Raw genomic sequence first — 13,663 nt, forward strand, 5'->3', positions numbered from 1 at the left:
ATGTCCGAAACTGGACAGGGTTGTGTTCAGTTGCGGACATGTATCGCAGAGACGCAGGGATTGCGTCTCAGACACCGTATGGTTTTCCAATGGCCACGAATGACCGGTTCGCCGATGCGTTGCGATCCCTACATTACTCGCTTCGCAACGATTTCACCGGATTCGTCAGCGCGGCTTTCACGCTTTGGTAGATGACCGTCAGCCAGCAAATGAGCAGGGTGAGCAAACAGGCCAGCACAAAGACCCATACGCCAATGTCGGTCTTGTACGGGAAGTTTTGCAGCCATTTGTACATCGAGTACCAGGCAATCGGAATGGCGATGGGGAAAGAGAACAGCACCAGTTTCGTAAAGTCTTTGGACAGCAGCACCACCACGCTTGATACCGACGCCCCCAGCACTTTCCGCACCCCGATCTCCTTTACGCGCTGCTCCGTGGTGAAAGTCGCCAGACCAAACAGTCCCAGACAGGCAATGAGGATGGTGAGGGCGGAGAAAGTGGTGAAAATACGTCCGCGAAGTTCATCAGCTTGGTAAGCCGATTCAAAATCCTGATCCAGAAAGCGGTATTCAAACAGCCGGTCGGGGTAGGTTTCGCGCCATTTCTGTCCGATAAACGCGACGGTTTTATCGACATTCTTCGCTTGTATCTTTATGTGAACGACGCCATTCGCCTGTCGGCACAGCATGATCAGAGGTTCAATGGGGTTATAAAGTGACTGCTGGTGGAAATCCTTTATCACACCAATGACCTGTGCCGTGGGGGGAGCGGGCTGGCCCGCCTGCGGCAAGCCACCCAGCAGGATTTTTTTGCCCAGCGGCTCTTTCCAGCCCATTCGCTCCACCACCGCCTGGTTGATTATGACCGAGTTGAGGGTGTCGGATGGGGTTTTTTCGGAGAAATCACGGCCTTTCAGCACCTTCATGCCCATCGTCTTTAGGTACGTATAGTCGACGCTCATCGGCTTGAATCCCATTTCTTTCAAGCCCGTATTGGACTCGACACCGAAAATCACCCGGCCTCCGATGTTGCTGGTCGGTGCCGACGCGGTGGCCACCTCCCGGATGTTTGGGTTGGCGAGTAAGGTATTTTTCAACGCGTTGAAACTGCCTCTCGGCTGCCGGTCCTGGTAGTCGATGGTCAACACCTGTTCCCGGTCGTAGCCAAGATCGTGGTTTCGCATGAAGTTGAGTTGCTTATACACTACCCAGGTACAGATCAGCATGATCAGCGAAATGGCAAATTGAGATACGACCAGCGCTTTTCGGAAAAAACTTCCCCCTTTGGCGTTGAACGACCCCTTGAGCACAGCTGCTGGTTCGAAGGCGGATAGATAGAAGGCCGGATAACTGCCGCTGATGAATCCGGTAAAGACTACGATGGCCAGGCCGGTAAGCAAAAAGCCAGGGCGCAGCAACTCCCGGTACTCGATGTCTTTTCCCGAAACAGAATTAAAAAAAGGCAGTAGTACGAGCACCAGCAGTAAACTGGCTCCCAGAGCCAGCACCGTCATCAAGACCGATTCGGTCAGAAACTGCGCCATCAGCCGGCTTCTTACAGAGCCCATCACTTTCCGGAGCCCTACTTCCCTGGCGCGTTTAGCCGAACGGGCCGTGGCCAGATTCATGTAGTTGATACTGGCCAGCAGCAACATGAAAAACGCCACCGCACTGAAGGTATAGACATAGCCAATGTTACCGTTGGATTCACCTTCGAGGTTGGAGTAGAGGTGTATGCGGGTCAGCGGTTGTAATTCGTAGGTGACCCGGATGCCCATTCGTTTGAAGATTGGGCCTATGTATTTGTCGTATACCTGCGGGAACTTGCTTTCGAGAATCTTCGTGTCGAAGTTATCCGGCAGAACCAGGTAACTCAATATGTAAAAACCGCCCCAGTTGGTGGCCTGGCTTCGCTCATTCTGACCCGTAGACAGGAGGGCGTTAAACGTGAATTGGGAGTTCTTCGGCACATCTTCCAGCACGCCCGTTACTTTATAAAAGGTCGTGTCGTTTGTTTGGAGCGACTGTCCCAGCGCCGTTCCGGAGCCAAAGAATTTCTGAGCGGCCTTTTGCGTCAACACCACACTGCCCGGCTGATCAAGTGCCGTTTTGGCATCCCCTTCAATGAATTTATAACTAAAGACATCGAATACGGTGGAGTCGGCCGCGTAAATGTTATCCTCATAAAATCGTTTTTCGCCCTGCCGGAACATGACCCGCCCGTAGGGAAAGAACCGGACGTAATTTTTGATGAAGGGGTAATCCTGCTTCAGCGTTTTAACTAACGGCGGCTGCGTGCTGCTCCAGCGGTTGACTTTATCCGGTTCGGTAATGTGCGACACCACGCGGTAGATCTGCGAGGCATTGGCATGATAGCGGTCGTAGCTCAGTTCGTCCGTTACGTAGAGCAGCAACAACAACCCACAGGTAACCCCAATGGTCAGCCCCAGAATGTTGATCAGGCTGTAGAATTTATCTTTCCGGAGATTTCGCCAGGCGATTTTTAAATAGTTAAGAAGCATGAGGTATTGAGGTAAGGGCGTAGGTAGTGGGGTAGTTGGTTTGTCGCGAGTTGACATGGACGGCGGAGCCATACAGAAGGAAACGCGCTATCGACTGACTTTCGGAACACCTATCGTCTTCTCGATGTCATCAATGATTCGCTGGCGCTCCTGCTGGGATTTGTCCGGTGCGTCGATGGTGCGTTCGTAGGTGAAGTCGTCGTCATCTTTCCTGAATCGGTAGCGCAGGTGTAATTTCCCTGATTCCTTATTGTAGCTAACTTCTTTCGTATAAGGTTGCTTGCCATCCACAACCACAACCTGATTGTCATTGCCGGATACAGACACGGTCTGGCCGTTGCTGGTAATGACCGCCACCGATTCTGTATGAGGCCCTGGCGACGGAACTGCCAGGGGCGCACGGGGAGCTAACGGGGCGCGGGGAACCAAGGCAACTCGCGGAGCGGCATGTATTCTGTTTGGCATGGGCATACTGACGTGCAACGAATCCAGAATATGTTCCCGCAGGGCATTCCGCTCGTCTTTACTTAAGCCGGATACATCGAACGTGCGGTCGTAGTCGATCGGTTTGTCATCCGCGGTGCCGTTGATGCGAATGGACAATGTCTTGCCATCGTCGTTGATGCTGCGGCTAATGGAGGTGTTGCGCTGCGCTATAACCAACGAGGTCGTAAGAGCGAGTAAGGCTGTTGCCAACGTTTTCATGTGTGTCGTTAAGGTTTGAGGGTGTACCGGAGATGAGCCAACTACCTAACAGACACCGTTTTTTTGGGTACGTTGCGTTAGGTGGAAAAAGTGGAAGTAAATTTTAGTGTCGGGCGGGCGTTTGGACCCGACGTATCAAAAAGTAGTAACTGAATTCACAAGCTCTAAATACTCGTCTAAGCTACTGCGTGATGTTGTTCTCATTAATCCTGTTACCAAATTCGAAGGTTTACGTGATAAGGATGAAGTTACATTTGTGCCAATGGGAAACGTCAGTGAAGATGCTTTAGTGGATACTTCTGTAAGTCGAAAAATAGCGGATTGCAAAGGCTATACTTTGTTTTCTGAAAATGATCTTCTAATAGCGAAAATCACTCCATGCTTCCTCCATGCCTTTTTTTACGGTGAATTTTTTCGGCGAAACGCCAAAATGATGTTTGGCGGATCGGCAGGGCACCAACGGGCAAACGGAATTTTAAAAAAAACTCCGTTTGCCCGTCCCATCAACTTCTGTGCGGGAAGATATTGTGGCAGAAATTATGAGCAGACAACAGCAAGCTCAAGCTCTACGCCAGCAGGCGTAACAGGAATTTGCCACAGCTAAACAGGAAATTGAACAGTTGATATTGGGTTAGACTGCCTGTTACATTAAAAGTAATACTGGCTCAATTTTTGTTAATTTGTAACAAGTATAGATATTGGTTAGTTGTCTTTTTTGATTGACAAACAGAAAGTTATCCACAAGTAAACTTTCGTTATTGTGGATAAGTCTTATGGAAAATCGTACTTTTGTAACAGTAATCTACCAACTTTCCATCCTACTTATGAACCTTACTGACGAAACAGTCGGCCAGAACATCCGCCAGTTTCGCGAGCGACTTGGCTTCACACAGGCCAGCGTAGCTGATTTTCTCGGCATTAGCCGGGAGCAAATCAGCTACTATGAAACCAGTGCCCGGCCCGTCTCGACCGACCACCTCCAGAAGTTAGCCGACTTGTTCGGCATTGATGCCTATGATCTGCTTGATCCCGATAGTTTCCAGCGGCAGATCAACGTAGCCCTGGCCTTCCGGGCCGATCAGTTTACAACCGAAGACCTTACCAGCATTGCTGCGTTTAAACGTATAGTGAAGAATTACCGTAAAATGAAACTGCGCATCGCCAATGGGGAGTAAACTGCCGGGTACGAAACTGCTGCTGGAAAAGACCGCCAGTGAATTCCGACAGACCTACGGCCTGAACGACCGGCAACCTATTCGACTCCGTAGCTTTTTACAGGAACTGAATGTACAAACTGTCTTTAAGCCTTTGTCCGACTCGTTTGCAGGTATGGCCATGAAGGTCGATGCTGAGCGATTTATGCTCGTGAACAGCAATCACTCACTGGCCCGCCAGCATTTCACCATCTGCCATGAACTGTACCACTTGTTTATTCAGAAACAGTTTACGGCTCAGGTTTGCAATACCGGGCAGTTCAACTACAAAGATCCCGAAGAATTAAACGCAGATTGGTTTGCCGCTTATCTGCTCATTCCTCGCGATGGGGTGTTGATGCAGATTGACGACTGGGATGAACTGGAGAAAAATCAGATTAAGCTGGCAACGATCTTAAAACTGGAGCAGTTCTTTTCCTGTTCGCGGTCGGCTCTGTTAATTCGATTGGAAGAAATCGGCCTGATTGATCGTGCCTATGCTGAACCATTTAAGACGGGCGTAATAAAGTCGGCTATTCAGTTTGGCTATACTCCGGAATTGTATCAACCAGGTAATGCTAACCTCACTATCGGAGATTATGGAACACTGGCCCGGCAGCTTTTCGACGACGAGCAAATTTCGGAAAGTCATTATACCCAATTGCTACTAGATTTGGGCATTAGCCCCGACGCATTAACCGCCGACTATGCCTAAACTTATACTGGTTGACGCCGATGTCGTATCACACTTCATCGGTGCAGGTGAAATTCTGTTCCTATCCAAAATTTTCCCTATCCCTGTCAAACTTCTCGATAAGGTTTATGCAGAGTTATCCCGCTGGCCGAGCCGGAAACAGGAAGTAGACAATCTGATCAATTTCAAGCTGTTGGAAGTTATTCCATTTCCGGAAAGCAATCCTGAAATTGTAAAGGAGTTTTTTTACATTCAAAATGTACTCGATAAAGGCGTAGGCGAAAGTGCCTGTATGGCCGTGGCCCGATACACGAAGAACATATTAGCCAGTAGCAACCTTAAAGATATCAAGCGTTATTGCGACATGCACCAAATTGTCTACCTCACAACCATGGACTTTTTGTGCCATGCCTTAGCGACAGGCTTGTTTGATGAAGAGCGATGTAGCGCATTCATAAAGGCGGTTCGAAGCAAAGGGCAAAAGCTGCCTGTCGAGTCAATGAGCGCTTTCCTTTGCCGTGACTTGTCAGCCGTTGTTTTGTAGACGTCTCTACCGCTCACTCACTCCGTAACGACTTCACCGGGTTCATCAGGGCCGCTTTCACACTCTGGAAACTGACCGTAAGTAAGGCGACACTCAGTACCGACAGGCCAACCAGACAAAAGAGCCAGCCGGTCAATTCCATACGATACACGAACGTATCGAGCCAGTTCCGGGCCGCGTACCAGCCGATGGGTGTGGCAATCAGAAACGCAATGAGTACCAGCTTCAGGAAGCTGAAGGATAGCAGCCGGGTTACCTCCAGCGTACTGGCACCCAGTACTTTCCTAATGCCAATTTCCTTCGTTCGCTGTTCGATCATCAGCGACACCAATCCAAAAAGACCCAGAGCAGCAATTAGTACCGCCAGCAGGGCAGCATCGGTAACCAGCTCCTTCCAGCGGGCATCGTCAGCGTAGCTTTCCAGCCGGTCGTCTTCCATAAAGTGGTAGCTGAACGGCTGATACGAAATCAGCTTCCGGAATGTAGTCTCGATGGTTTGCAGCCCCGCCGATGTCTGGCTCGGGTTGAGTTTGACGTACAACTGATTCATCTGCTCGGGCTTGCCCAGTTGCAGCAGCACGGGTTCGGGCTTGTCGCGGAGGGAACGGTACTGGTAATCGCGCACTACGCCTACCACGGTCAGGTCGTGCCGGACGTTGTTTTCCTCCCGTTGTACCACCTGCCCAATAGCGGGTCGATCGGTCGACAGAAACTGTTTGACGAAGGTTTCGTTGACCAGAATGTTCGAGATACTGTCGGCCGGGTTGACGTGGCTCAGCCCCCGACCTGCTACGATCGGAATGTTCACGAAGGCCAGGTACTGATCGTCGATGTATTCGCTGCCCGATTTGATGGGTTTGTTTTGACTGTAAAACGTACTGGATCGATGCCCGCCCGACTTCCGTGCTACGGCCTCGATACCGGGTCGGCCTCGCAAAGTCTGCTTTACGAGTTCGCCCTGTTGCTCACGTCCCCAGGGCACATAAATCCGCACCCGATTGGCGCGTTCGTAGCCCACATTGGCCTTTTGAATGTAATTGAATTGCCCATGTAAAACCGCTGTCCCGATCAGCAGCACAATGGCGATCACGAACTGGACAACCAGGAGCGATTTACCGACGCTGTTGCGGCCCGTCAGGCGTACACGGCCATACAGCACCTGCGTCGGGTTGAAGCCAGACAGGACCAGCGCCGGGTAAATACCGGCTAGCACCGTAACGAGTACAATAAGACCACTAAATAGTCCGAGCGTTCGCGGAGTCAGCAGAAAGTCAATCTGTAAAGCCTTGTTGGCGAGGGTTGAAAATTGGGGCAGTAGGCTATAAACAAGGAGTATGGCGGGTACGAAAGCCAGCAACGTCAGCAGGAAGGTTTCGCCGACGAACTGCCCGATGAGCTGGGTGCGGGTGCTGCCCGTTGCTTTTCGGATGCCGATCTCTTTCGTCCGGCGTAACGACCGGGCCAGTGTCAGGTTGATGAAGTTGATACAGGCCAGCAACAGAATTAATCCCGCGATGCCACTCAGCACATAGGAATACACCGACGAGGAGCCCGGCATGAGTCCATTACTCAATTCGTAGCGGTTATTGAGGTGCATGTCGGTGAAGGGTTGCAGGTGATAGGCCGAGCTAAAAGACCCGTACTCACGCTCCATTTTAGCCAGTTGTTCACTGGCGTGCCGTTTGAATACGGACGTCATTTTCTGCTCAACCGCAGCCGGGTTGGCCGATGTCCCATTCCGGTCGGCCCGCAACAGCACGAACGTATTCAGGAAGCCATCCGACCAGTCGTTCTCGTTCCAGTCGCTGCGGTTGGGCGGCAGCGACGCTACAAACGGACGCAGCACATCGAAGCGAATACTCGAATTCATGGGGGGCGCTTTCACAACGCCCGTAATTCGGTAGTTCTCGAAACTACCACCGGCGTCGATCGTTAACTGCCGATTTAATACATCCGTTGTCCCGAAATATTTGAGGGCTATTTCGTCCGTGACCACCACATTGCCGGGGTCACTCAGCAACGTTCGGGTATCTGCTCCGGGCAGCAGTTCGAAATTGAACAGCTGAAAGAACGACGTGTCGACGTACATCACCTGCTGATAGATGCCTTCGTTTTTGTACCGAAAGAGCATTTCGAAGCCCAGCATCCGGCAAAAGCCAGCCACTTCCGGTAGCTCTGCCTGAAAGGTTGGGCCTTGCGGCAAGCCCGATGCACCGGTTAGGACCTCATTGCCCGTAGCGGTTTTTGTATCCATCACCACCCGGTAAAGCTGGTCACCCTGCTTGTGAAAGCGGTCGAACGAAACTTCGTCCTGCACAAACAGCAGAATGAACATGACGGCCGCCAGCCCCGCACTCAGGCCAACGATATTGATCATGCTGAGCGACCCGTTGCGGAGCAGATTCCGGATGGCGATTTTGAGGTAATTCGTTAGCATGCTGGTCTATTCTTTTTAGTTATCTTTGACTTAGTAGTTGTGTACAAAATCCAGCAAGTAATGAATTACTCTAGTCCGGCTCACCAAAAGTCCCTTTTCCACGACGATGGCGTAAATGCCCCACTTCTTCATCGGCAAATCATCTCTCGTCTGCATGTTGAACTAGGAATTCTTTACTACAAACAGCACAGTATTCCCTATGAGCCACTCCCCGAAACCATGCTCACGGAAGGTTACGGCAATCCGGTTCCCGACATTTTGCTCTATGACCATGAGGCTGAAAAAACCAGGGTCATCATCGAGGTTTGTCAGACGAGCGGGGAGAAGAGCGACCTTAGAAAAGTAATTCGGCTGATTGAAGACGAAGACTACGGCATTCTGGAAGGTTTCGTCTTCAATTACAAAACCCAGACATGGGTACGCTATGGCAAAGGCGACGGCAATGTGGCGACCAATTCATCATTCTCAACCGTATTGAATCTTGATTTAAGTCCCTTTGTCTGACCCTGCAAGCGTAAGCTATATATCCTTCTCCTTCATCCCTTTCTTCCCTTTATTCCTTCCTCCCACATCGGCGGCCCGGCTTTACTCCGTTTTTAAACTTTTCACCGGGTCCATTAGGGCCGCTTTAATGCTTTGGAAACTGATGGTCAGGAGGGCAATGGCCACGGCCAGCACACCCGCCAGGGCAAAGACCCACCACTCCAGGTCAATACGGTAGGCGAAGTCCTGTAGCCATCGGTTCATGGCAAACCAGGCAACAGGCACGGCCAGACATATAGCGATCAGCACCAGTTTCAGAAAATCTTTGGACAACAGCGCGATGATGCTGCCAACCGATGCACCCAGCACTTTCCGCACACCAATCTCCTTGGTACGCTGTTCAGCGGTGAACGCGGCCAGACCGAACAAGCCCAGACAGGCAATGACGATGGAGATAACGGCGAAAACCGTAAACAGCTGGCTCGTTTTCTGTTCAGCCTCATACAGAAACGCAAAGCGCTCATCCAGAAACGAATACGTGAAGGGTGCCGCCGGATTGAAGGCATCCCATTGTTTTCGGAACGATGCGATCACAGCTGCGGCATCGGTCGCTTTTATTTTGACGATAATCGCCCCGGAATTTCGGCCCAGAAGCATCATCAGGGGCGCTATTTTCTGCCGGGCCGATGCATAATGAAAATCTTTCACGACACCGATGATGGTGAATTCGTGTTGTCCCGACCGGACAATCGTTTTGCCAAGAGGGCTGGTCTTGCCAAGTCCCAGGTCGCGGGCCGCTGTTTCGTTGATGAGGACAGCGCTGAAATCGGTTGAAAATGCCTTCGAAAAAAAACGGCCTTCTTTCAATTCCATGCCCAGCGTTTTCAGGTAATTTTCATCGACATGGTATATGTTGGCTGGAATTTCGGCGTGGGCTTCTTTGTCGTTCTCTCGTTTCGCGTAAATAATTGTCCCATCCATATTGCTCATGCCAACCGGAATGTTGGCGGATAGGGTGGCCTCCATAACGCGACTGTCTTTTTGAAGCTGCTGCTTGAAAACTGGTTCATTTTGCCCCAGCATGTATGAATCCTGAATAACCAGCACCTGATCTTTATCGAAGCCGATCTTCTTGTTCTGCATGAAATGCAATTGTTGGTAGGTCACCAGCGTAGCCACGATCAACGCGCCCGAAACGGCAAACTGGAATACCACCAGCCCGCTTCTCAGGCTACTGCGTCGGCTAGTCTGTACGGCCGAGCCACCTTTTAGGACCGACGTAATTTTTGAGAAGGAGAGCAGAAAAGCGGGATAAGCGCCGGCCAGAATGCCCACGAAACCGCCAAAAGCCAACAGGATAAGGGCGTTTTTGACTGATAGTAGGGTGTTGAGCGAAATGTCTTTGCCCGCCAGCATGTTGAACGAAGGCAGGAGCAAGGCAACGGTAAAAACGGCCAGAATCAGCGCAAAGAAGGTCAGGAGCGTCGATTCGATCAGAAATTGCTTGATCAGCTGCGTTTTGACCGAGCCCATCACTTTACGAATGCCAATCTCTTTGGACCGGCTCGAAGCACCCGCTGTCGATAAGTTGGTGAAGTTGACAATGGCCAGCAGCAGAATGAAAACCGCCAGAATACTGAATATGTAAACCGAGTTTATGTCGCCGTTCGCGGCTAATTCATATTTCGATGCCGAGTGCAGATGGATGTCGGTCAGCGGCATGAGTGTAAACCGGAATGTATTAACCGATTTTTGCGCTTCGGCCAGACTGACGCCCATATCGCGCTGGATTTCCGGTACTACGTTTTTAGCAACGAGCTGAGGAAATTTAGCTTCCAGTTTCTTCGGATCAGCCTCTTTGTTCAGCACCAGATAGGTATAAAACCCGACATTGCTCCAGGTGAGCGACTTCGAAGGCATATCGGCTGTGCTTAGAAAGGCGTCGAAATGAAAGTGGGTATTGCCGGGTATTTTGTCGATAACACCCGTCACCCTGCGTACTTCCTGCCCTTTCCCGAAGAGGAGGGCCTTTCCCATTGCCGGGGCTGTGCCAAAGTATTTTTGCGCAAAGGCTTTGGTGACCACAATAGAGCCCGGCTCTTTGAGGGCTGTTTTCAGGTTGCCCTCCAGCAACGGGATAGAGAATATTTCCAGGAAGTTGGAATCGGCCATGGCAATGGCCTGCTCCTTGAATTGCTTGTCCTGATAGCGCATGAATACCTGCGCCCACGGCAGCACCCGGGTAGCGGCCTGTACGTCTGAAAACGCAGCCTGAATACCCGGTCCCACGCCCCCATCGACATTGGAGAAATTGGTAACGCCCCCGTTCTCCGTTAAACGGAGTTCTACCCGGTAAATCTGGTTTGCCAGAGCCGGATAACGATCGTAACTCAGCTCATCGGTAACGAAAGCCGCAATCAACATGCAGCAGGTCATACCCACGGCCAGTCCAACAATGTTGATGAAGGAGAATACTTTCTTCTTCATCAGGTTCCGCCAGGAAATTTTGATATAGTTTGTGAGCATGGGTCAGGGGTAGATAATGAATAATGTAAGATGGATAATGTTAAATGACCCATCCATGCCTTCCTCATTTTACATTATCCATTTTACATTCATTAGGAGTGTTATTCGGAACGTAATGATTTCACCGGATTCATCAAGGCCGCCTTGATACTCTGGAAACTCACCGTAGCCAGCGCAATAACAATGGCTGAAAGGCCTACGCCAATAAATACCCACGGACTTATATCGATGCGGTACGAGTAGTTGTTCAGCCAGGTTTGCATCCCGAACCACGCTAATGGCACGGCAATGCACAGCGCAATAAGCACCAGTTTAACAAAGCCGCGCGAGAGCATCAGCACAATACCGGGAATGCTGGCACCCATTACTTTGCGGATACCGATCTCTTTGGTTCGCTGTTCGACCATGAGCAGGGCAATGGCAAACAAACCAATGCACGACAGCAGAATAGCCACGCCCGATGCCAGACTCAATATCTGCGAAAGCTGCTCTTCGTTCTGATACCAGGCATCGACGTTCTCGTCCAGAAACGAACCCATAAACTCCGACTGGGGCGCCACCTCGGACCACACTTTCTGAAGCTTCTCCATGGCCCCGCCCAGGCTTTGCGGGGCTACCCGCACAAAAACGTAGTGGATAGGCTCAGTAGCCGATAAGTACAGGGTGATTGGTTTGGCGTTGTCGGCCATGGAGTACAGTCGGAAATCGGGCACGACGCCGATGATCTGGGATTTGGTGCCGGTCGTGTCCTCATCATCGCCGAGCAACATGCCCACCGGATTGGCCACGCCCATCATCTTGGCCATGCTTTGCGTAACGATCACCCGGTTGACCGAATCGCTGGCGTAGGCCCGGTTAAAATCACGTCCGGCCACCAGCTTTATTTTGAGCGTCTTGAGATAGTCATAGTCGATCATCAAAATGTCGGTGGAGATTTTCTTGCCCTTGTTCGTGTACCCGACGGTCGATCTCGAATTTACCCGGTCTTTGCCTCTGCCCAAATTGACGCTGGTACCAGTCAGGGCCAACACGGTTGGGTCATTGGCCAGTTTATTCCGTAATCGCTGCAACACCTGCCGACCGTCTACCTGCGTACCTACCGGGATACTGATTACCTGCTCTTTATCGAAACCGAGCGGACTCTGGCGCAAATGCCCCACCTGCTGAAAGGCAATAACGGTGCAGCAAACCAACAGGCAGGAGAGCGTAAACTGGGTAACGATAAGCGCATTGCGCAACACGCCCGGCCGTTTGGTCGTCACTTTGCCCTTGAGCACCTCCACCGTATTGAACTTGGCCATTTGCCAGGCCGGATACCCACCCGCCACCAGCGTAACCAGCGCAATAACAAAAATGCAGAGGGCAATGAATCCGGGTTGGAGCGCATAGGCCAGTTTGAGTTTCGCCCCAAACTGAGCGTTGAAGGCAGGCATGAGTAAGTAAGCCAGCACAGTTCCGGCCAGAAAACCCACGAGGCAGATCAAGCCCGATTCGCTCCAGATCTGGACGAACAAACTGCTTTTGAGCGCACCCAGCGACTTCCGAACGCCAATTTCCCGCGCCCGGGTAAAGGACCGGGCAATGCTCAGGTTAATGAAGTTGATGCAGGCAATGGCCAGAATGAAAAAGGCCATACCCATCAGCACGTAGATGACCGCAACGGGGGTGCCCTTGCTGTCGCTCAAATCCCGATTGAAATGGACGTTGGCGAGTTTCTGTAAGCGTACGGCAAACAGATCACCACGCGAATCGGGCTGAGCCTTTTTCTTTTTGAGCTCCTCGATAGCGCCTTGATAATACTTCTGCGCAAAGGGTTTCAGCCGGTCTTCAAAGGATGCCTGATCGACCTGAGCGGGTAATTTTACAAATACGCCGTGTGAATTAGCATCCCACTTGTCTTTGCTGTCCTGATAGCCGGGGGCGTTTTCAATACGAACCAGCGCATCGTAACGAACGGATGAATTGTCGGGGGCATCGGCAATAATGCCCGTCACGATATAGTCTTTCTGACGACCATCGTTGCCCATTCGAAGGCGCTTTCCTACGGGGTTTGTCGTGCCGAACAGATCCTTCGCCATGTTCTCACTGATCACGATGCTGCTCAACTCGCGCAGGACTGTTGCCCGGTTGCCAGCCCGGAGTGGAAACGAGAAGATGCTCAGAAAGTCGGGGTCCGTGAAGTTGATCAGCTTGTCGAAATACTTACCATTGGCTTCGACCAGACTTTTCCGGCCGACCATGACGCGGGTGGCTTCCAGCTCAGGGAAGTCGGCATGAAGGGCTGGAGTAAGCGGCAGTGGTAAGTTTCCGCTTTTCGTGGGTTTTTCGGGATCGTTGGCGAAGAGGTATGCCTGGAAAATCCGGTCGCCATCCTGATGGAACGAATCGAACGTGAGGTGCAGATAAGCCGTCAGCAACAGAAAGGTGCCGATGCAGAAAGCCACCCCCAGACCTACGACATTGATAGCCGCGTACCCCCGGTTTCTCCAGAGATTGCGAAAAGCGATTTTGAGATAGTTGGTTAGCATAGAATAGAGGGAGGAGAGGGGGTAGAGGGAGG

The 13,663-nt window shown here is 51.3% G+C and carries 10 protein-coding genes; 5 read left to right on the plus strand and 5 right to left on the minus strand.

Features of this window, described 5'->3' with window-relative positions:
* Window positions 1–133 precede the first annotated feature (133 nt).
* A complete protein-coding gene (locus ACYVJM_RS13015) occupies window positions 134–2,521 on the minus strand; it encodes an ABC transporter permease (protein WP_461148678.1) in 2,388 nt (795 codons plus the stop codon).
* Window positions 2,522–2,608: 87 nt separating this feature from the next.
* Entirely contained in the window at window positions 2,609–3,226 is a 618-nt protein-coding gene (locus ACYVJM_RS13020; protein ID WP_461148679.1) for a hypothetical protein, read from the minus strand.
* A 121-nt stretch (window positions 3,227–3,347) separates the two neighbouring features.
* Between ACYVJM_RS13020 and ACYVJM_RS13025 the strand changes: the two genes are divergently transcribed.
* The 4 genes from ACYVJM_RS13025 to ACYVJM_RS13040 all read left to right on the plus strand — a co-directional run bounded on the left by ACYVJM_RS13025 (window position 3,348) and on the right by ACYVJM_RS13040 (window position 5,657).
* On the plus strand, window positions 3,348–3,830 hold the full coding sequence (locus ACYVJM_RS13025) for a restriction endonuclease subunit S domain-containing protein (protein WP_461148680.1): 483 nt from the start codon (window positions 3,348–3,350) through the stop codon (window positions 3,828–3,830).
* A 220-nt stretch (window positions 3,831–4,050) separates the two neighbouring features.
* Window positions 4,051–4,401 carry a helix-turn-helix domain-containing protein gene (locus tag ACYVJM_RS13030; protein WP_461148681.1) on the plus strand — a complete coding sequence of 117 codons (351 nt, stop codon included), beginning with the start codon at window positions 4,051–4,053 and terminating at the stop codon, window positions 4,399–4,401.
* The gene (locus ACYVJM_RS13035) at window positions 4,391–5,134 is read left to right on the plus strand and encodes an ImmA/IrrE family metallo-endopeptidase (RefSeq protein WP_461148682.1); all 744 of its coding nucleotides are present in this window, start codon (window positions 4,391–4,393) and stop codon (window positions 5,132–5,134) included. Before ACYVJM_RS13030 ends, ACYVJM_RS13035 begins: the two co-directional genes overlap by 11 nt.
* Window positions 5,127–5,657, plus strand: coding sequence for a hypothetical protein (locus ACYVJM_RS13040; protein ID WP_461148683.1), 531 nt, complete (start codon window positions 5,127–5,129; stop codon window positions 5,655–5,657). The genes ACYVJM_RS13035 and ACYVJM_RS13040 overlap by 8 nt, the downstream gene beginning before the upstream one ends.
* A gap of 13 nt (window positions 5,658–5,670) precedes the next feature.
* Here the strand turns inward: ACYVJM_RS13040 and ACYVJM_RS13045 are convergent, their stop codons facing one another.
* The gene (locus tag ACYVJM_RS13045) at window positions 5,671–8,094 is read right to left on the minus strand and encodes an ABC transporter permease (RefSeq protein ID WP_461148684.1); all 2,424 of its coding nucleotides are present in this window, start codon (window positions 8,092–8,094) and stop codon (window positions 5,671–5,673) included.
* A 60-nt stretch (window positions 8,095–8,154) separates the two neighbouring features.
* On the opposite strand from ACYVJM_RS13045, the gene ACYVJM_RS13050 reads away from it, so the two are divergent.
* Entirely contained in the window at window positions 8,155–8,598 is a 444-nt protein-coding gene (locus ACYVJM_RS13050; protein ID WP_461148685.1) for a hypothetical protein, read from the plus strand.
* 81 nt (window positions 8,599–8,679) lie between these two features.
* Here the strand turns inward: ACYVJM_RS13050 and ACYVJM_RS13055 are convergent, their stop codons facing one another.
* Entirely contained in the window at window positions 8,680–11,103 is a 2,424-nt protein-coding gene (locus ACYVJM_RS13055) for an ABC transporter permease (protein ID WP_461148686.1), read from the minus strand.
* 101 nt (window positions 11,104–11,204) lie between these two features.
* Complete coding sequence (locus ACYVJM_RS13060) at window positions 11,205–13,631, minus strand: ABC transporter permease (protein WP_461148687.1); 2,427 nt, start codon at window positions 13,629–13,631, stop codon at window positions 11,205–11,207.
* Window positions 13,632–13,663 lie beyond the last annotated feature (32 nt).

Source organism: Spirosoma pulveris, from assembly GCF_054781875.1.

Excerpts from the sequence above, each read along its gene's own strand:
- ACYVJM_RS13015 (WP_461148678.1), bottom strand. The coding sequence starts at position 2,521 with ATGCTTCTTAACTATTTAAAAATCGCCTGGCGAAATCTCCGGAAAGAT.
- ACYVJM_RS13020 (WP_461148679.1), bottom strand. The coding sequence starts at position 3,226 with ATGAAAACGTTGGCAACAGCCTTACTCGCTCTTACGACCTCGTTGGTT.
- ACYVJM_RS13030 (WP_461148681.1), top strand. The coding sequence starts at position 4,051 with ATGAACCTTACTGACGAAACAGTCGGCCAGAACATCCGCCAGTTTCGC.
- ACYVJM_RS13035 (WP_461148682.1), top strand. The coding sequence starts at position 4,391 with ATGGGGAGTAAACTGCCGGGTACGAAACTGCTGCTGGAAAAGACCGCC.
- ACYVJM_RS13040 (WP_461148683.1), top strand. The coding sequence starts at position 5,127 with ATGCCTAAACTTATACTGGTTGACGCCGATGTCGTATCACACTTCATC.
- ACYVJM_RS13045 (WP_461148684.1), bottom strand. The coding sequence starts at position 8,094 with ATGCTAACGAATTACCTCAAAATCGCCATCCGGAATCTGCTCCGCAAC.
- ACYVJM_RS13050 (WP_461148685.1), top strand. The coding sequence starts at position 8,155 with ATGAATTACTCTAGTCCGGCTCACCAAAAGTCCCTTTTCCACGACGAT.
- ACYVJM_RS13055 (WP_461148686.1), bottom strand. The coding sequence starts at position 11,103 with ATGCTCACAAACTATATCAAAATTTCCTGGCGGAACCTGATGAAGAAG.
- ACYVJM_RS13060 (WP_461148687.1), bottom strand. The coding sequence starts at position 13,631 with ATGCTAACCAACTATCTCAAAATCGCTTTTCGCAATCTCTGGAGAAAC.